This is a genomic window from Salinicola socius, assembly GCF_001937195.1.
Taxonomy (GTDB): domain Bacteria; phylum Pseudomonadota; class Gammaproteobacteria; order Pseudomonadales; family Halomonadaceae; genus Salinicola; species Salinicola socius.
The window spans coordinates 215,588-233,405 of record NZ_MSDO01000002.1; the positions used below are offsets into that span (position 1 = coordinate 215,588).

The window sequence follows — 17,818 nt, forward strand, 5'->3', positions numbered from 1 at the left end:
CAACATGTTGACCGAATCTCAGATCGAACAATTCCAACGAGATGGCTATCTGGTCGTCGAGAATGTCCTCAGTGCCAACGAGCTCGAAGCGCTCAATGTCGAGTTCAATGGCTGGGTCGATGGGAGTCGCGAGCAGACCGCGGCCTATGGTGAAACGCTGGATCATCGGCCGCGTTTCGACGTCGGTGGCGATCACAGTGCCGAGCACCCCTCGCTGCGCCGGGTGGCATCGCCGACCGAGATCTCGCCGGCCTATCTGCAGGTGGCGACGGATTCGCGCATGACCGACATGGTGCACGCGCTGATCGGGGCGGGTGGCGTGCGTCTCCACCACAGCAAGATCAACTCCAAGCTGCCGGGCACCGAGACCCAGGTGAAGTGGCACCAGGATTTCCTCTTCACGCCTCATAGCAACGACGATCTGGTCACTGCACTGCTGATGGTGGGCGAGGTGACGGCCGAGAATGGCCCGCTCCAGGTCATTCCGGGCAGTCACAGGCAGCCGCTTTACTCCCATTGGCAGGGCGGCCGCTTCACCGGCAGCGTCGACGACGAGGTGGTCAGCCGCGAATGTCAGTCACCGGTCGAATGCGTGGGTCCGGCAGGTTCGGTCTGCTTCATGCATACCCGCCTGCTGCATGCTTCCGCACCGAACGCCTCGACGCTGCCGCGAACGCTGTTCATCACGGTCTACGCGGCGGAAGATGCGCTCCCTTACGGCGAGAATCCCTTGCCGAGTCAGCACCAGGGCATGTTGCTACGCGGCAATGAGAGTGGCGAGGTCCGCACCACGGCCAACGTGATGAAGCTGCCGCAGAAGCCGAAAGGAGCCTCGTTCTTCGTGCAGCAGGCAGGTATGGACGCCACGATGTGATCTGGCGTTATCGAACAACTGGTTAGGTAGCACCCCAACAACGATAAAACCCGGTGGAACGAACCATGAAAAAATTGGCAGCAGCAACGCTCTTGATCGCACTTGGTGCCTCGGCAATGGCGTCGGCTCAGGCGGATACGCTCGATGACGTCAAGGCGCGCGGCGTGCTCCGCGTCGGCACCGAGATGCAGTTTGCGCCGTTCGACTATCTGGAAAACGGCAAGCAGACAGGATTCAACAAGGCGGTCTTCGAGGAGGTCGGCAAGGCGCTGGGCGTCGAGGTCGGATTCGTCGACCTGCCGTGGCCGAGCGTTTTGCCCGGCCTGGAGGCGGACAAGTACGATATGGTCGCCGGCCCGCTGATCATCACCAAAGAGCGCATGCAGCGTTATCGCTTTACCGACCCCGTTGCCGAAAGCTCCGTTGCGTTGATGGTCCGTGCCAATGACGACGACATCTCGGCACCGGAGGATATCGCCGGCAAGACCGTCGGTGCCGGCAAGGCATCGGCTCAGTTGACGACATTGCAAGCCTATGCCGAGTCGCTCGATCCGCCGGTCGACATCCGGGAGTACGTCGACAATAACCAGGCCTACGCCGACCTGGCTGCAAGGCGTCTTGATGCCGTGGCGAACTCCCTGCCCAATATTGCCTATCTCGCCAAGCAGCGACCCTCGTTGTTCAAGGTCGTGACCCCGTCCTTCGGACCCAAGAGCTATTTTGCCTACATCGGTCGTGGCGATGACGACTCCCGACGGCTGATCGACACATTCAACGATGTGCTGGCCAAGATGCGCGACGACGGTCGATTGGCCGAGCTGCAGGAACAATGGATCGGTCAGAAGATGGACGTACCCGATCATCCGGTGGCTGCCCAGTAACGGGGACATTCGATGTTCGATCTTGCGCTGTTGGTCCAGGGTCTGCCGCTGCTGCTGGCAGGCCTCTGGAACACGGTCTGGCTGTCGGCCTGCGGACTGGCGCTGGGCTTCCTGATCGGGATCGGGGTCTGCTCGCTGAAGCTCTCCGAGCGAGGCGCCCTGCGGCGGCTCGGAGGGGCTTATATCAGCGTGTTCCGAGGCATTCCGCTACTGATCCAGTTGCTCTTCATCTATTACCTGCTACCTCGTCTGGGGCTCGATGTCCCCGCCTGGGTGGCGGCGATCGCCGGACTGGCCTTGTGTAGCGGCGCCTACCTGGCCGAAATCCTGCGGGGTGGTCTGCTGACACTGCCGGTAGGGCAGGTCGAGGCCGCCCGGTTGCTGGGGCTCAGTGGTCGCACCACCCTGACCCGAATCAAGCTGCCGCAGGCGTTGCGCGCCACGCTGCCCGCGCTGCTCAACGAGGTGATACTGCTGATCAAGGCCTCCTCGCTGATCTCGGCGGTCGGGCTGGCGGAGTTGACCCGCACTGCACAGAATCTCGCGGCCAGCAGCTTCCTTCAGTTGCAGTTCTATCTCGCCGCGGCGGTGCTCTACTGCGTCGTCAACATCAGCCTGGCGTTACTTGCCGGGCGGCTGGAACGTCGCTTCGCGAAGGGGAGAGCGTAATGGACTTCACCGTTCTGACCGATCATGCCAGCGAGATCGGCAGCGGCTTTCTCGTCACGCTCTGGACCTGGGGTGGCGGGGTGCTTGCCGGTGTGATCGCGGGGCTGGTCATTGCCGTGATTCAACTCAGCGCCGGTCCTTGGGTTCGTGGCGTGCTGCGTTGCTATATCGAGGTGATTCGAGCGACGCCCTTCCTGGTGCAGCTGTTCCTGCTCTACTACGGGGGGCCGAGTCTTGGTCTCTCGCTGTCACCCATGACTGCGGGCCTGGTCGGCCTGGGGATCTATGGCAGCGTCTACTTCGCCGAGATCTTTCGCACCGGCTTCACGTCGATTCCGCGTGGACAGCAGGAAGCGGCCGCCATGCTGGGGATGACCGCCTGGCAGATCATCTGGCGCGTACAGATACCGCAAATGCTGGTCCTCATCCTGCCGGCGCTGGTCAACTTCACCACGATCCTGGGCAAGGAGACGCCGGTGCTGTCGATCATCACGGTGCCTGAACTGACCTTTGTCCTCACGGGCGTCGGTGCCGAGACCTTCGCCTATGTCGAAACCCTGCTGGCGCTCTGTGTCGGTTACTTTCTTCTGGCCGAGCTCTGCTCTCGTCTGGGCCAGTGGCTCGAGCGCAGAGCCAGTCGTTATCTCACCCAGGGTGTGCAGCAACGACGCGCCCTCAAGCCGCGGGAGTCAGCCGCATGAATCATTCAGCAGCGAAGCGGGGAGGCGGCGACGTCATGCTCGAAGCCAGGGGCATGAGCAAGCGGTTCGGCGAGCATACGGTGCTGCAGGACATCAACCTGTCGATCCAGCGTTCCGAGGTCGTCTGTCTGATCGGGCCTTCCGGATCGGGTAAAAGCACGCTACTTCGCAGCCTCGCCTTTCTCGAAAATTACGATGACGGCGAAGTGTTCGTCGAAGGGGAGCTGCTGGGCTACGACCGCGCAAGCGACGGCCGTCGCGTGCGCTCGCGTCCCTCTCGCTTGAGCGACGTGCGTCGCAACATGGGTATGGTTTTCCAGCAGTTCAATCTATGGCCGCACCTGAGCGTTCTCGAGAACGTCATGGAAGCGCTGCTGCGAGTGCGCGGAATGAAAAAAGACGCGGCCCGCCGACTGGCACTGGCGACGCTGGAGAAGGTGGGGCTGGCCGAAAAGGCCGATGCCTGGCCGAATCGTCTCTCCGGCGGGCAGCAGCAGCGCGTCGCCATCGCGCGTTCCCTGGCGATGTCGCCGGCCATCATGCTGTTCGACGAGCCGACCTCGGCGCTCGACCCCGAACTGGTCGGTGAGGTGTTGCAGGTCATGAGACAGCTCGCCGAAGAGGGCATGACGATGGTGGTCGTGACGCATGAAATGGGCTTCGCCGCCAGGGTCGCCGATCGCGTGCTGTTTCTCGATCAAGGGCATATCGTGGAACAAGGCCCACCCATGACACTGTTTAAAAACCCCCAGTCACCCAGGCTTGCGCAGTTCCTCGGCAACTATCTGGAAAGGAATTCCCTGTTCGAGGCGGCGCCAGCGTTGAACCGTGTCGATGACTGAGCAGGGACGGGATTGGCATGGACGCCCCACCAGCGGGGGCGCAAGATGCTGAAACGCATCGTCATCTCCACGCGAGATGATGCCCGTTTCCATCACTCCAGGCTGTGCCAGGGAGCCCAGATGCTGCATGCCACCCTGAAGCAATTGCGATACTTCGTCGTTGCCGGTGAACTGAAAAGCGTCACTCGCGCGGCGGAACAGCTACACGTGTCTCAGCCCTCGATCTCGGCCGCGATCGCTCACCTCGAGGAGGCCTCCGGCGTTCAACTCTTTGTCAGGCACCATGCACAGGGGCTGTCGCTGACCACGGCGGGTACGCAGTTGCTGGGGCGGGCGCGCAGCCTGCTCTACGATGCCGACAGCCTGATGCAGTTCGCGATATCGCTGGGTGAAGAGATTGCCGGTCCGCTGAACATGGCGGCGTTTCACACCTTCGCGCCCATTTTCATGCCGCGCTTGATGCAGTCATTCCTTACCCAGTTCCCCCGGGTCGTGCCCCAATGCGACGAGGGGCATCAGGTCGATATCGTGGAGGGGTTGCGGGAAGGTCGATATGAACTCGGGCTGATCTACGACATGCAGGTGCCGGAGGATATCGAGTTTCAACCGCTGTGCCGCTTTCCACCCTACGCGGCGGTCGCCCCCGATCACCCGCTGGCCGCGCATGAGCGGCTGACCATCGACATGCTCAGCGAGTATCCGATGGTGCTGCTCGACTGGCCCATGAGTCGGGACTACTTCCTGTCGCTGTTCATCGATGCGCCACGCCAGCCAAAGATCGCACATCGCGCCACATCGCTCGGCATGGTGCGTGGCCTCGTGGCCAATGGTTTCGGCTTCTCGCTGCTCAACGTGCCACCGGGTCGACATCTGGCGCTGGATGGCAAGTCGTTCCGCACGATCCCGCTGGACGGAGAGGTCCGCGCGCTGACCGTCGGCATGGCCACGTTGAAGGGCGTTCGCTCGAGTCCGGCCGCTCAGGCCATGGGCGAGTTTCTCAAGCACAGCGAGTTGAGTCAGGCCGAGACATGAGCCCGAGGCGTGGATAGGAAAAACTGATGCCGAAGAGCGAATAAAGATATTTTAAAAAATCAACGCGGCTCAGTAGCGTGACAGCAGTGAGACGAAAGTCGATAGGTGTTCGACTGCGTCACCAGAACAATGACAAGGATCTCCATCATGTCCAACGTGTCGCTCCCCGATGAAACGCAGCTCCGTATCGACATGGCGGCGCTGTTCCGTATCGTCGCTAGGCAAGGTCTCCACGAGGCCGTCGCCAACCATTTCAGTGCAGCGGTGTCCGCAGACGGTCGCCGCTTTCTGATGAACCCCAAGTGGAGGCACTTCTCCCGCATCCGCGCCAGCGATCTGGTGCTGTTCGATCTCGATGGCGAGGCCCCGGATCTCGACAAGGTCGTCGATCCGACGGCCTGGGCCATTCACGGCCAGATGCATCGCCTGATGCCGCAGGCGCGGGTCGTCCTGCATCTGCATCCCCCTTATGCCACCACGGTCGCGACACTGAAGAACCCGACGGTATTGCCGATCGACCAGAACACGGCGCGCTATTTCAACCGTATCGCCATCGACAGTGGCTTCAGCGGCATGGCCAACAGCGAGGCGGAGGGAGAGCGGCTGGCAGCGCTGCTCGGTGACAAGACGCGTCTGATGATGGGTAATCACGGCGTGATGGTCGCGGCGCAGACCGTGGGCGAAGCGTTCGACGACATGTACACCCTCGAGCGCGGATGCCGCACGCTGGTGCAGGCGTATGCGACCGGCCAGCCGCTGAACGTGTTGCCTGACGACGTCGCCGAAGCCACGGCGCGCGACTGGGAATCGATCCGCGATTTCTCGATGGCGCATTTCGAAGAGATGAAAGCCATCCTGGATCGCGAGGATCCTTCCTACGCGGATTGAACGTACGACCGCTGCGGCAGTTGTTCTGCGGCAGCGTCCCGCTTTACGGCAATACCATGATGCTTATCGAGCAGGTGCCCGGCGGGCACGCGCTGCCGGCCGGCCATGCGCGCTGTTCGCCAACCTCAAGTGACAGTCCACAGCGAGAACAACAATGAGATTACAAAGCCAATCCTCGAACGCTCCGATCAACCCGAAGCTTCCGCCTTCGACATGGAGGCTGAGGGCGCTCGGCTTCGCGGGTGCTGCCGTGCTGGGGCTGTCCAGCGTGGCGGCCCAGGCCGGCACGCTGTCGATCGGACACACCACCTGGGTGGGTTACGGTACGCTCTACCTGGCGCAGGCTAAGGGGTTCTTCAAGGAAAATGGATTGACGGTCGAGCTACCGACCTTCGAAGACTCCTCCTCCTACATGGCGGCTCAAGCCGCTGGCCATCTGGATGGCTCGGCAGGCACCATCGCCGAGCTGCTCAAATATCGCTCACCGGATTTCTGCTTCAAGACGGTGGTCGTGCTGGATGGCAGCAACGGTGGCGACGGTGTGCTGACCGACGACGCCGTGACCTCCGTCGAGCAGCTCAAGGGTCAGACGGTCGCCATGAATGAGGGATCGGCCACCCAATTCTGGCTTTCGTATCTGCTCAAGCAGCATGGTCTCTCGCTCAGCGACGTCACGGTTCAGAACATGTCCGCCGATGCCGCTGCCGCCGCTTTCATCGCCGGCCGCGTGCCGGTGGCGGTGACGTGGGAGCCGAATCTCAGTTTCGTGCGAAGTCATGACGTGGGTCACGTGCTGGTCGATAGCAGCGCGACGCCAGGGGTCATCATCGACGTCGTCGCCCTGAGTTGTGATGTCATCGATAACCAGCCCGATGACGTCAAGGCGCTGGTTGCCGGTCTGTACCAGGCTGTCGACTATCTGAAGTCCCACCCGGAAGCGTCTTATCGACTCATGGCAGCAGGGGTTGGCGGCTACCTCAAGGACCCCGCGGATCTAGCCGAGGCGACGAAAGGCGTCGAATTCTACGGCGAGCCAGGCAATCGGCGCATTCTCGGCACCCAGGAAGAGCCCGGTTCCATCTCCGCCCTGATCGATGTTGCCCGCGACACCTGGAATCAGCTCGAGGACCGCGATATCAGTGCCACTTACGCCGATATTGTCGACCCCACCTACGTCGAGCAACCGTGAGGGCATCACAATGGCTCACGCTTCTTTATGGCAACGCTGCCTCACGCCAAGAGCGACGATCCCGAAGACGCTGACCTGGAGCGCGGGCATCGGTGTCTGGCTTGTCGTGATTGCGCTTTGGGCGCTGGTCACCTATAGCGGTCTGGTTCGATCGATCTTTCTGCCCACGCCAACCGCGGTGTTGTCGGCCGCGGTCAGCATGATCGGCGATGGTTCGCTGTGGAAAGATATCTGGTCGAGCGCGCAGGTCGTCCTCTACGGTTTCCTGCTGTCGTCCGCGATCGCGATTCCGCTCGGCATCCTGATGGGCAGCTTTCGTCTTGCTCAGGCGTTTCTCGACCCGCTGGTCAATTTCATGCGCTACCTGCCGGTCACGGCGTTCGTCCCGCTCTTCATCCTGTGGATTGGCATCGGCATCGAGCAGCGAGTGACGGTGATCTTTTTCGGTATCTTTTTCCAACAGCTGGTCATGATTGCCGACATATCGCGTGGGGTCTCGCAAGATCTCATCAATGCCTCTTACACGCTTGGCGCCAAGCGCCGGGACGTCGTCACGCATGTCCTGTTTCCCGCCTGTCTGCCGGGGGTGATCGACATGATGCGAGTCACCATGGGATGGGCCTGGACGTTTGTCGTGGTCGCCGAGCTCGTCGCGGCCAACAGTGGATTGGGCTACATCAGCCTCAAGGCGATGAGAGGCTTTCAGGTCGATGTGATCTTTTTATCCATCGGGCTGATCGGCCTGCTCGGGTTGGTGACGGATCAGTTTTTCCGACTTCTCCGCAAGAGGCTGACATCATGGGCGCTTTGAACGATGGCGAGATAACGCGGGGCGGCGTTCGGATCCCGGCACTCAATGCGGGGCCGCGAACCTGTCTCGATATCCGGCAGATCGGGCTGACGTTCTCCTCGGGCCAGAAGTCCGTGACCGCGCTAGAGGACATTTCCCTGCAGGTGGCCGAGAACGAATTCGCGGTCATTGTCGGACCCTCCGGCTGCGGCAAGTCGAGTCTGCTCTATCTCACCGCAGGTCTGCTCGAGCCCACTTCCGGCGAGATTCGAGTCAACGACAAGAGGATCGACGGGCCTGGCGCCGACCGGGGCATGGTATTTCAGGCCTATACGCTGTTTCCCTGGCTCAACGTGCGCGACAACGTGGAATATGGTTTGAAGCGACGTCGCCTGCCAGCCGCTCAGCGCCAGGAAATCGTCGAATACTATCTCCGCGAAGTGGGGCTGGAGCGCTTTGCCGATGCCTGGCCACGCCAGCTATCCGGGGGCATGATGCAGCGGGTGGCGATTGCGCGTGCGCTGGCCAACGACCCCGATATCCTGCTGATGGATGAGCCGTTCGGTGCGCTCGACAGTCAGACCCGGCTCTCCATGCAGCAACTTTTGCTCAATGTCTGGGGGCACAACAGCAAGACCGTGCTTTTCGTCACTCATGATATCGATGAAGCGATCCTGCTCGCCGACCGTATCTATGTCATGAGTGGGCGCCCCGGGGTCATCAGTCGAACCCTCGAAGTGCATCTGCCACGGCCGCGCACATCGGAGATCGTGATGGAAAAGCACTTCCTCGATATCAAGCGCGAGATACTGGGCATCCTTCACCATGACGACACCTAGCCTCGGGAGGCTTGCCGAGGTGCTCGGACAGGCAATTCAGTCCGTGCTGCCCCGGATTCCTCCCAGACAGGTCATCAGGCAGGCGCCGGGCAGGTGGGGAATGCGCAGCGGCAGATAGTCGAACTCGCGGTTGGTGCCGTCCGGCATTCGCATCGCCTTGCGGCCAATGGCCAGGTCGAGCACGCCCTGCTCGGCCCAGCGTTCGCGGAAGGCATCGCTGGCCTCGAGCAGATCATCGATCAACCGGCGTCGGCGCGGCGGTGGCCAACGCGGTCTACAACGCCTGCGGCAAGCGCGTCCGCAATCTGCCGATCACGCTGGACAAGCTGCTGTAGCCGATCGACGACGGTTTCGGTTTGCCCGGTTTTTGCGCATGATTGGCGGCACCGTTTTCGCGCCCGACGATGCCCGTCGGCGCGCACTGCCGAGGATCGTTATCGTCATGAAAGGAATCGCGCTAGGGGTGTCGTTGCTGCTGCTGGGTTCTTCGACCGCCGTATCGGCGCAGAGCGCCGGGACGGACATGGAGGGCGTCATCGATCCGATCGTCGAATCGCTGATGCGCCAGCAGAGCATTCCCGGCATGGCGGTGGCGGTGGTTCGACCGCAGGGGACGCAGATTTTGAATTACGGCGTCGCCGATCGTGACGACGGCACACCGGTCGACGACGAGACGCTGTTCGAGATCGGCTCGCTCAGCAAGACATTCACCGCCACGCTGGCGTCACTTGCCGCCGTCGAGGGCAAGCTCGATCTCGAGGCGCCGGTCAGCCGTTATCTGCCGGCGCTCGAGGGCAGCGCGTTCGACGAGATATCAGGGCGCAACCTGGGCACCCACACCACCGGCGGGCTGCCGCTGTTCGTGCCTGACGAGGTGACGGACCGCGACTCGCTGATGACCTGGTATCGGCAGTGGCAGCCCACCGAGGCGATCGGCAAGGTGCGCACCTACTCCAACCTGGGCATCGGCCTGCTGGGCGTCGAGACCGCCGCCAGTCTCGATCAGGCGTTCGTGCCGGCGATGCGGGCCCACGTGCTGGAGCCGCTGGGTTTGCAGCACACCTGGTACGACGTCCCCGAGGCGCAGATGGCGCATTACGCCATGGGCGAAGACAAGCAGGGCAAGCCGATTCGCGTGGCGCCCGGCGTGCTCGATGACGAGGCCTACGGCGTCAAGACCACCGCCGGCGACCTGGCCCGGCTGGTCCAGGCCAACCTCGGTCTGCTCGAGATCGACGACGACCTGCAGCAGGCGATCGACGTCACGCGCCAGGGCAATTTTCAGATTGGCAACATGACCCAGGATCTGATCTGGGAGCAGTACCCGCTGCCGGTCTCGCTGGATACGCTGCTGGCGGGCAACGGCTACGACATGATCCTGAAACCCAACGCGGCCGAGGCAATCGGGCCATCTCACTCCTCGCAAGTTCAGGCGCCGCGAAACGACGTCTGGGTCAACAAGACCGGCTCCACCAACGGCTTCGGCGGCTACGTGGTCCTGGTGCCCGGCAAGCAGGCCGGACTGGTGATGCTGGCTAACCGCAACTATCCCAACGATGCGCGCGTTGAGGCGGCCTACGAGATGCTGTCGAAGCTTGGCGTGATCCAGCGGGTCGCGGCGACGCACTAGGCGCATCGCGTGGGTCGCAGACCCTGAGAGCCGGCTGCAAATCGCCGGCTCGGCCAACACCCGTCCTGCTGTCAGCTCATGTCACACGTCTGGCGCGAAGCCAGTTCCCTGTGTGTTGACGAAAATCGCGTAAAGGGAGTGACTGCTGGCCATGAAAAGGCGGTTGCCCTGAGCGCCGCCAAAGCAGACGTTAGCGCAGCGCTCGGGTAGGTGGATGTGCCCGATAGCTTTGCCATCAGAGTTGAAAATCCTGACGCCGTCGAGTGCTTCCGGATTGCCTTCCGGGGAGCCACTGCTCCCCCATCCTGCCCAGATATTGCCATGAATGTCACAGGCGATTCCGTCAATGGCTCCATGGTTTTTCGCTTCTATCAGTTTTTTCTTGTTGCCCAATTTTCCGTTGTCGTGCTGAAATTCCCATAGGATCCGGTTAGGCTTGGCCCTACCTTCGACGAGAAAGAATCGACTCTCGTCCTGAGAAAAAGCGAGGCCATTAGGGCCGGCAATATCGTCCAATATCTTGTTTAGCTCGCCCGTTTTTCCATCGATACGATAGACCGCAGCCGGCAACTCCTGCTTCACGATGCGACCTTCATAGTTGTTACCCAACTGGAAGGGCGGATCGGTAAACCAGATGTCGCCATTGCGAGTGCACACTACATCATTGGGAGAGTTGAACGGCTTGCCATCGTATTGATCCGCGAGGACAGTGATGCTCCCGTTATACTCCGTGCGAGTGATTCGGCGACCGATGGAACCCTCGCAGGTGATCAAGCGCCCGACGTTGTCTCGTGTATTCCCATTGGAGTAATTGGACGGCTCGCGAAAGGTGGACAGCACTCCTGACGTTTCGTCCCATCGAATTAATCGGTTGTTAGCGATGTCGCTGGCAAGTAGGTATCTCCCATCACCGAACCAAACCGGGCCTTCCAGCCATCGGAAGCCGGTGGCAAGGCGTTCGACACTAGCGTTGAACAGGCGGTAGTCGAGAAATGATGGGTCGAGAATTTCGATCGCGGGATCTGGATAGCGCAGCGACGGTGACCAGTCTGCACGAGCCTGATCGATACCGAAGGCCGCCGTTGCGGATAGCGCGGCACCGGCTGTTAAAATCTGGCGCCGTGAAAGAAGATTCGATGGTGTAAGCGTTTCCGATTCTTTCATGGCGGTAATCTCTCTGAGGAAGTTTTGATTGTGATTGGTTTGATTTCAGAGAGGTTAAAGGTTTACCCATTTTCTGGGAATAGCGCAAAAGTCGTACAAAGTTTTGGCGGCTTCTTGCAGATTGCTGAGACCGCTTCTGAGGCGTTGACACGATCGGGTATCAGCCGCTGATCGGCATGACAGGATCTACGGGAATGTGTCCAGCGACCGATGAGATGGCAGTGGCGAGTGGGTCGAATTGATCGGAAGCTCCCGGCATGTCATTCGTCATGCTGGTGTTGCAGCTCCAAGGCAGGTAGTACGCGGAAAGGTGACGCATTCTCTTGCTGCTGAAAACACGGAACGCCCGCCTTGGTGAAGACGGGCGTTCTGTCGCTTGCCGAGGTCCGATCCGGCTCAGCTGCTGCTGATTTCCGTTTCGGACTCCGTCGCGGGCGTCGTGGTCAGATCCGGCTCGCTCAGCTCCAGCAGTTCGCGTGACATGGCGCGAACCTCGTAGAGCAGTTGCGGGTTGTCGGTCAGGGCCTTGCCGTAGGAGGGAATCATCGCCTTCAACTTGGCCTGCCACTCTTCGCTGGCGACCTGCTCGGGGAAGACTTTCGCGAGCAGCGTCAGCATGATCGAGGGAGCCGTCGAGGCGCCGGGAGACGCGCCCAGCAGCGCGGCGATGGAGCCTTCGGCACCGGTCACCAGTTCGGTGCCGAACTGCAGGGTACCGCCCTTGCCTTCGATATCCTTGATCGTCTGAACCCGCTGACCGGCGGTCCACAGCTTCCAGTCGTCGCGGTTGGCTTGCGGATAGTAGTTCTGAAGCTCCTTGAACTGGCCGCTCTCGGACATGCGCAGCTGGCTGATCAGATACCGCACCAGATCCAGGTTGTTGATGCCGACCTTGGTCATCGGCCACAGATTGTTGGGCGTGATCGAGCGCATCAGATCGGTCCAGGAACCGTTCTTCAGGAACTTGCTCGAGAACGTCGCGAACGGGCCGAACATGATCGCCGGCGTGCCGTCGAGAATGCGCTTGTCGATGTGCGGTACTGACATCGGCGGCGAGCCGGCGGGTGCCAGGCCATAGACCTTGGCGTCGTGTTTGGCGACGATTTCTGGATTGGTGGTGAACAGGAACTGGCCGCCCACCGGGAAACCGCCGTACTGCCGCGCTTCGGGAATACCGGATTTCTGCAGCAGCGGCAGCGCCGCGCCTCCTGCACCAATGAATACGAAACGGGCATTGACGCTACGCTCGTTCTCGCCGTCGCTGGTATTGGCGACAGTCACTTTCCAGCTGCCGTCCGCATTGCGCTTGAGATCGCGCACCTGCGTGTTGACGGAAAGGTGGAAATTATCGCGGCGAGCCAACGAGTTCATCATCTGGCGGGTAATCTCGCCGAAATTGACCTCGGTGCCGATCGGCATGCGCGTCGCGGCCACGGGTTCGTCGGTATCGCGGCCCGTCATGACCAGCGGTATCCATTCCGAGATCTTGTTCGGATCGTCGGAGTAGTCCATGCCGGCGTAGAGCGGGTTCTGGCGCATCGCCTCGAAGCGCGTCTTCAGGAACGACACGCGTTCGCCGCTCCAGACGAAGCTCAGGTGCGGGACGGTGTTGATGAAGGAGCGCGGGTTGGCCAGCACGCCTTCACGAACCTGGCTTGCCCAGAATTGCCGGGAAACCTCGAACTGCTCGGTAATGGTGATGGCGCGCTGAATGTCCACGCTGCCGTCAGGCTGAGGCGAGGTGTAATTCATCTCGGCAAAGGCCGAATGGCCCGTGCCGGCGTTGTTCCAGACGTTGGAACTCTCTTCGGCCGCCTTGTCCAGGCGCTCGTAGAGATGAATGGTCCAATCGGGCTGCAGTGACTGGAGCAGGGTTCCCAAGGTGGCACTCATGGTACCGCCGCCGATGAGAACGACGTCGACGTTTTGGGTGTCGCTGGATTCGGCTCCAGACTGGGTCTGCAGGCTGGAACAGAATGTCATGCCGTGGCGCAATTTCATGAAGGTTCTCTGTCTGATGGATACGGACAGGCGCGAACGCGACTAGGACGACAGTTTAATGAGGTCGTGGCGTAAGTGCCATGACTATGACGGGGGCAGGCGCAAGGAAACGGGGGGCTCGACACCTTTTTGCGATGGTTTATCAAACAGTTGTAGGTCAATGACGAAGTTTTTACCACATTGAAGGGAACGCGGCGCGCATGCCATCGAAAGGGGGTAGGCTGGCGCTGACGCATGTGGCATTCAAAACCTCAGCATTTGACACATCTATCCTGCACGATTGGATCGAGCCGCCGGTCATTTTCGCCTGCCGGTCCGGCCAATCGGGCACTCAATCGGGCTCCCCCCACGAAACGTCGAGGAACTTCATGAAACGACAAACGGCATGCTCTCTGACGACGGCGATCACGATCCTGCTGGTGGCTGGATGCACCCAGCAGCCAACGCGCTCGAGCGTCGAATCGGCAGGCAGCGCTTCCCCCGTGACCGACATTCGCTATCAGGTCGGACCGTGTCATGGCACGTGCCCGGTGTACAGCGTCGATATCGGCGCAGACGGTACGACTCGATTTTCGGGCGAGCAGTTCACGGCGGTGGACGGCGAGCGGGTGCGTGCCAACGACCCCGAGCGCTTCGCCCTTGTCAGACGCCAACTTTCCTCATGGCAGCCAGCCATGGGAACCACGATCGATACGCCGGACTGTGGCCCTAGAGCCACGGATCTTTCCCATTACACGGTGACGTGGACGAGCCGGGAGGGGCAGCAGGCCGTGCTGAACCATGACAGTGGATGCCGCGCGGAAGACGCCCGCCAACTGACGGATAGCCTGCGTTCTCTGCCGCAGGCATTGGGTATCGATAGCTGGGTCGGGCATTGATCTGCGATGGGCAACGCCAGGAACCCGACGAGATGAGGCCTTTTCGAGCTTGACGAATGGCAATTCGTTTAGCATGCTAATAAGGCGTCGCGACAAAACGTCGCAGGGCGCTCTATTTTCAAGGAGTGGTCATGAAAGCGTTCAACAAACTGTTTTCGATGTTGGCCGCCATCGTTGTCTCCGCGGTATTGCCGTTTTCCATGGCAGCGGAGAGCGAAGCCAGCCAGCATCAGAGTTCCTACAGCGGCACCAGCGTTACCTCTTCCGTGACCAGCGAGGACAAGCAGGACGACGAGTCGGCCTGAGCCGCGAGTGCGTGATTCCGAGCGAACTATTCTGAACCGGCTATGGTGAATTAGCGGCTCTGAACCAGCTGCTCCAGGCGAGTGACGAGGCCCCGGCGTCGATCCGACATCGGGGCCTCGTCGTCAATCAGGGATTCGATATTGCAACGCCGATGCCGAGTCTCGGATGTCTGTGGCTAAAGTCGGCTGGCAGTGCGTGCCGACGCGAGCGAGGATGACATTCACTGTTCTGCCGGAGTCGTGCCCATGTCTGTCTATGCCTATTTCGATGCGGCGCCGACGCTGCCCGACAAGGCGCGCTACTGGATCGCGCCGGGGGCCCACGTCATTGGCCAGGTCGAACTCGGCGAAGACGTGGGTATCTGGTTCAACGTGGTGATTCGCGGCGATAATGACCGCATCGTGATCGGCGAGGGCAGCAATATTCAGGAAGGCAGCATGCTGCACACCGATCCTGGCTTCGTCCTGCGTGTCGGTCGAGGTTGTACCATCGGACATCATGCGATCCTCCACGGCTGCACCCTGGGCGACAACACGCTGATCGGCATGGGAGCCACCGTGCTCAACGGTGCCGAAATCGGCAACAACTGCCTGGTCGGCGCCAACGCCCTGGTGACCGAAGGCAAATCCTTTCCCGACAATTCGCTGATCGTCGGCGCACCGGCGAAAGCGGTGCGTACGCTGGACGATAAAGCGGTCGAGGGATTGAAAGCGTCGGCAGCGCACTACGTCGAACGCTGGCAGGCATTCGCCCGCGGGCTGAAACGCCTCGACATCGATTGAGACGCCGCCAGACGAGACGCCACTGAGACCCCGCCGTCTACCGATATCGCCGGCTGGTGCCATCTTCCGGTCGACGCTTCGGCATTATCCCGACAAGCCTTTCGCTACCGACGAGGGTCTTGTCGTTTACCGCTACATTGGTCTTTCACCGCTACAGTGTCGTAAGGACGAGACAATCACGTTCAAGGAGCGAGCATGACAAGCGACTACACGACCGACGAGCCCAGCCGCAGTTCGCTTTACGACATTCGCGGCCCGGCAGTCGTCGAGTTCGGCGCGCCCTGGTGCCCCTGGTGTCAGGCCGCCCAGCCGCTGATCGCGAAGGCGTTCGAAGGGCTCGATGATCTGCCGCACGTCAAGATCGAGGACGGCAAGGGCCGACCGCTCGGACGGGCATTTGGCGTCAAACTCTGGCCGACGCTGATCTTTCTTCATGACGGCGAGGAGATTGTGCGCTGTGTGCGGCCGGAGTCGGCAGAACCCTTGAAGCAGGCGTTGGCGAAAATCGTCACGTCTCCTTGAGAATTTCCGCTACGCTTGGCGCTCTCGCCCGTTTCTTGACCGACCGACAGAGGATTCTTCGTGGCCGCAGGCAGTCTACTGACACTACTCGACGATATCGCCACGTTGCTCGACGACGTCTCCCTCATGACCAAGGTGGCCGCCAAGAAGACGGCAGGCGTGCTGGGCGACGATCTGGCGCTCAACGCCCAGCAGGTCACCGGCGTCCGCGCCAACCGTGAGCTGCCGATCGTATGGGCAGTCGCGAAAGGGTCGCTACGCAACAAGCTGATTCTGGTGCCGGCGGCGCTGTTGATCAGCGTGATAGCCCCCTGGCTGATCACGCCGCTGCTGATGGTGGGCGGCGCGTTTCTCTGCTACGAAGGCGCGGAAAAGCTGGCACACAAGTTCCTGCAGGGTGGCGCAGAAGCGAGCAAGGAGGACGTCCGAGCGGCCGCGCAGCTGAAATCGAAAGAGGAGCGGCTGGCGTTCGAGAAGGACAAGATCAAGGGTGCCGTACGGACCGATTTCATTCTCTCGGCGGAAATCATCGCCATCACGCTCGGTTCGGTGGCCAGTGCCAGTTTCACCCAGCAGGTCGTGGTCCTGGCGATCATTGCGATTGCCATTACTGCGGTCGTCTACGGTCTGGTAGCGGGGATCGTCAAGCTCGACGATCTCGGTGTCTATCTCACCGAGCGGACCACCCAATTCGCGCAGTCGATCGGTCGGGGGATTCTGTGGGCGGCGCCCTATCTGATGAAGCTGCTGTCGATCGTCGGCACCATCGCGATGTTCCTGGTCGGCGGAAGCATCCTGACGCATGGCGTCCCCTTCATTCACCATGCCATCGAGGATCTTGCCGAGTTGCCCGGTGATATCCCGGGCGTCGGCGCGATCATTCAACCGCTGACGCCGATGCTGTTGAACTTCGGCTGCGGTCTGATCGCTGGTGCGGTCGTTCTCGGCGTGGTGCAACTGATCAAGAAACTCAGGTCCGGCAGCGGGCACTGAAGAATGGCCTGGTCACCCACCGTGGGAGTGATCGGAGACACCCCTCACTCCGCGAGCAGGGCGCGTTCGAGGGCAAACACATGGGCGTCCTCGAACCCCAGCTCTCGCAACGCCGCGGCCAGGTTGAGCAGATAGTCGCGGTTGGGGCCGCTGGGGCCATGCGATTCGGCAATCTGTCGGGCGATGGCCGCTTCCTCGGCGGGCCCGAGGTAGGCCGCGTTATCCTCGCCTGCCAGATACACTACACCCTCGGCCTGTTCGACACCGTCTGCGGCACCATCTTCGAAGGTCATATCCGTCACGACGCGCAAATAGCCGTTCTTCTCGCGGATATCCAGCGGCTCGAACACGCGAGGAGGAATGCGATAGGCCATGCCGTGACAGGTGGCCCCGGCGTCCGCCACCAGCGTCACTACTCGCCCCGGCGCCTCCGGCGTGCCGCGGTGATCGTGCGAACCCTGCCAGAAGCGTCGCACCCAGCCGCGAATCGAGGCCGGCCGACGCTCCAGATAGTCGAAGTCCGCTTTCCAGATCAGCGAACCGTAACCGAACAGCCATACCGATTCATGCTCGTCGAAGTAGGTCATCCGGCGGTTGTGGGCAGTGGTATCGAAAGACATGGGACTCCGGTGTGGAACGCTGATGAACGGGCAATATGCGGCGTCGAGCGGGCTATCTCAAGAGGATGCGAGCGACTGTTTTCTTCCGTGACGGGTCCAGGACGTCATCTGCCGATTTGACAGTCGGCGCGGCGATGCCATGTTGAAACTCTGTCAGCATCATCGTTGCAGTGCTGTCATCGTTGCAGTGCTGTCATCGTTGAAACCGAGTCATCGC

At 61.2% G+C, this 17,818-nt stretch carries 20 protein-coding genes; 16 read left to right on the plus strand and 4 right to left on the minus strand.

The features are described from left to right. Positions 1-4: 4 nt before the first annotated feature. From BTW07_RS02725 to BTW07_RS02770, 10 genes are all read left to right on the plus strand, one after another. A complete protein-coding gene (locus BTW07_RS02725; protein WP_075568665.1) occupies positions 5-874 on the plus strand; it encodes a phytanoyl-CoA dioxygenase family protein in 870 nt (289 codons plus the stop codon). A gap of 65 nt (positions 875-939) precedes the next feature. Next, on the plus strand, positions 940-1,755 hold the full coding sequence (locus BTW07_RS02730) for a transporter substrate-binding domain-containing protein (protein ID WP_075568610.1): 816 nt from the start codon (positions 940-942) through the stop codon (positions 1,753-1,755). 12 nt (positions 1,756-1,767) lie between these two features. After that, positions 1,768-2,424, plus strand: a complete 657-nt coding sequence (locus tag BTW07_RS02735; RefSeq protein ID WP_075568611.1) for an amino acid ABC transporter permease — start codon at positions 1,768-1,770, stop codon at positions 2,422-2,424. Then, the gene (locus tag BTW07_RS02740) at positions 2,424-3,125 is read left to right on the plus strand and encodes an amino acid ABC transporter permease (protein ID WP_075568612.1); all 702 of its coding nucleotides are present in this window, start codon (positions 2,424-2,426) and stop codon (positions 3,123-3,125) included. Before BTW07_RS02735 ends, BTW07_RS02740 begins: the two co-directional genes overlap by 1 nt. Beyond that, positions 3,122-3,967, plus strand: coding sequence for an amino acid ABC transporter ATP-binding protein (locus BTW07_RS02745; RefSeq protein ID WP_083941445.1), 846 nt, complete (start codon positions 3,122-3,124; stop codon positions 3,965-3,967). The genes BTW07_RS02740 and BTW07_RS02745 overlap by 4 nt, the downstream gene beginning before the upstream one ends. Positions 3,968-4,012: 45 nt before the next feature. Beyond that, on the plus strand, positions 4,013-4,999 hold the full coding sequence (locus BTW07_RS02750) for a LysR family transcriptional regulator (protein WP_110643653.1): 987 nt from the start codon (positions 4,013-4,015) through the stop codon (positions 4,997-4,999). Between the two features lie 147 nt (positions 5,000-5,146). After that, on the plus strand, positions 5,147-5,887 hold the full coding sequence (locus tag BTW07_RS02755) for a class II aldolase and adducin N-terminal domain-containing protein (RefSeq protein WP_075568614.1): 741 nt from the start codon (positions 5,147-5,149) through the stop codon (positions 5,885-5,887). 154 nt (positions 5,888-6,041) lie between these two features. Continuing rightward, positions 6,042-7,076 carry an ABC transporter substrate-binding protein gene (locus BTW07_RS02760; RefSeq protein ID WP_083941447.1) on the plus strand — a complete coding sequence of 345 codons (1,035 nt, stop codon included), beginning with the start codon at positions 6,042-6,044 and terminating at the stop codon, positions 7,074-7,076. Positions 7,077-7,086: 10 nt separating this feature from the next. Next, positions 7,087-7,887, plus strand: a complete 801-nt coding sequence (locus tag BTW07_RS02765) for an ABC transporter permease (RefSeq protein ID WP_075568615.1) — start codon at positions 7,087-7,089, stop codon at positions 7,885-7,887. Next, positions 7,875-8,705, plus strand: a complete 831-nt coding sequence (locus tag BTW07_RS02770) for an ABC transporter ATP-binding protein (RefSeq protein WP_075568616.1) — start codon at positions 7,875-7,877, stop codon at positions 8,703-8,705. Before BTW07_RS02765 ends, BTW07_RS02770 begins: the two co-directional genes overlap by 13 nt. 36 nt (positions 8,706-8,741) lie before the next feature. On the opposite strand, the gene BTW07_RS19775 is transcribed toward BTW07_RS02770, so the two are convergent. After that, positions 8,742-8,948, minus strand: a complete 207-nt coding sequence (locus BTW07_RS19775; protein WP_158025849.1) for an MmyB family transcriptional regulator — start codon at positions 8,946-8,948, stop codon at positions 8,742-8,744. 199 nt (positions 8,949-9,147) lie between these two features. On the opposite strand from BTW07_RS19775, the gene ampC reads away from it, so the two are divergent. Beyond that, complete coding sequence (ampC, locus tag BTW07_RS02780) at positions 9,148-10,335, plus strand: class C beta-lactamase (RefSeq protein ID WP_075568668.1); 1,188 nt, start codon at positions 9,148-9,150, stop codon at positions 10,333-10,335. Positions 10,336-10,416: 81 nt separating this feature from the next. Here the strand turns inward: ampC and BTW07_RS02785 are convergent, their stop codons facing one another. Together BTW07_RS02785 and mqo are read right to left on the minus strand one after the other, a co-directional pair. Beyond that, a complete protein-coding gene (locus BTW07_RS02785; protein ID WP_075568618.1) occupies positions 10,417-11,499 on the minus strand; it encodes an SMP-30/gluconolactonase/LRE family protein in 1,083 nt (360 codons plus the stop codon). A 396-nt stretch (positions 11,500-11,895) separates the two neighbouring features. Beyond that, positions 11,896-13,500: a malate dehydrogenase (quinone) gene (mqo, locus tag BTW07_RS02790; protein ID WP_075568619.1), complete on the minus strand. Its 1,605-nt coding sequence runs from the start codon at positions 13,498-13,500 to the stop codon at positions 11,896-11,898. A 368-nt stretch (positions 13,501-13,868) separates the two neighbouring features. Between mqo and BTW07_RS02795 the strand changes: the two genes are divergently transcribed. The 5 genes from BTW07_RS02795 to BTW07_RS02810 all read left to right on the plus strand — a co-directional run bounded on the left by BTW07_RS02795 (position 13,869) and on the right by BTW07_RS02810 (position 16,981). Next, positions 13,869-14,378, plus strand: coding sequence for a DUF6438 domain-containing protein (locus tag BTW07_RS02795; RefSeq protein ID WP_075568620.1), 510 nt, complete (start codon positions 13,869-13,871; stop codon positions 14,376-14,378). A gap of 131 nt (positions 14,379-14,509) precedes the next feature. After that, on the plus strand, positions 14,510-14,683 hold the full coding sequence (locus tag BTW07_RS19780; RefSeq protein WP_157958664.1) for a hypothetical protein: 174 nt from the start codon (positions 14,510-14,512) through the stop codon (positions 14,681-14,683). Positions 14,684-14,929: 246 nt separating this feature from the next. Next, positions 14,930-15,466: a gamma carbonic anhydrase family protein gene (locus BTW07_RS02800; protein WP_075568621.1), complete on the plus strand. Its 537-nt coding sequence runs from the start codon at positions 14,930-14,932 to the stop codon at positions 15,464-15,466. A gap of 195 nt (positions 15,467-15,661) precedes the next feature. Beyond that, positions 15,662-15,988 (plus strand): thioredoxin family protein, encoded by a 327-nt coding sequence (locus tag BTW07_RS02805; protein WP_075568622.1) that lies wholly within the window; start codon positions 15,662-15,664, stop codon positions 15,986-15,988. 60 nt (positions 15,989-16,048) lie between these two features. Continuing rightward, positions 16,049-16,981 carry a DUF808 domain-containing protein gene (locus tag BTW07_RS02810; RefSeq protein ID WP_075568623.1) on the plus strand — a complete coding sequence of 311 codons (933 nt, stop codon included), beginning with the start codon at positions 16,049-16,051 and terminating at the stop codon, positions 16,979-16,981. A gap of 44 nt (positions 16,982-17,025) precedes the next feature. Here the strand turns inward: BTW07_RS02810 and BTW07_RS02815 are convergent, their stop codons facing one another. Continuing rightward, positions 17,026-17,601, minus strand: a complete 576-nt coding sequence (locus BTW07_RS02815; RefSeq protein ID WP_075568624.1) for a gamma-glutamylcyclotransferase — start codon at positions 17,599-17,601, stop codon at positions 17,026-17,028. Between the last annotated feature and the right edge of the window lie 217 nt (positions 17,602-17,818).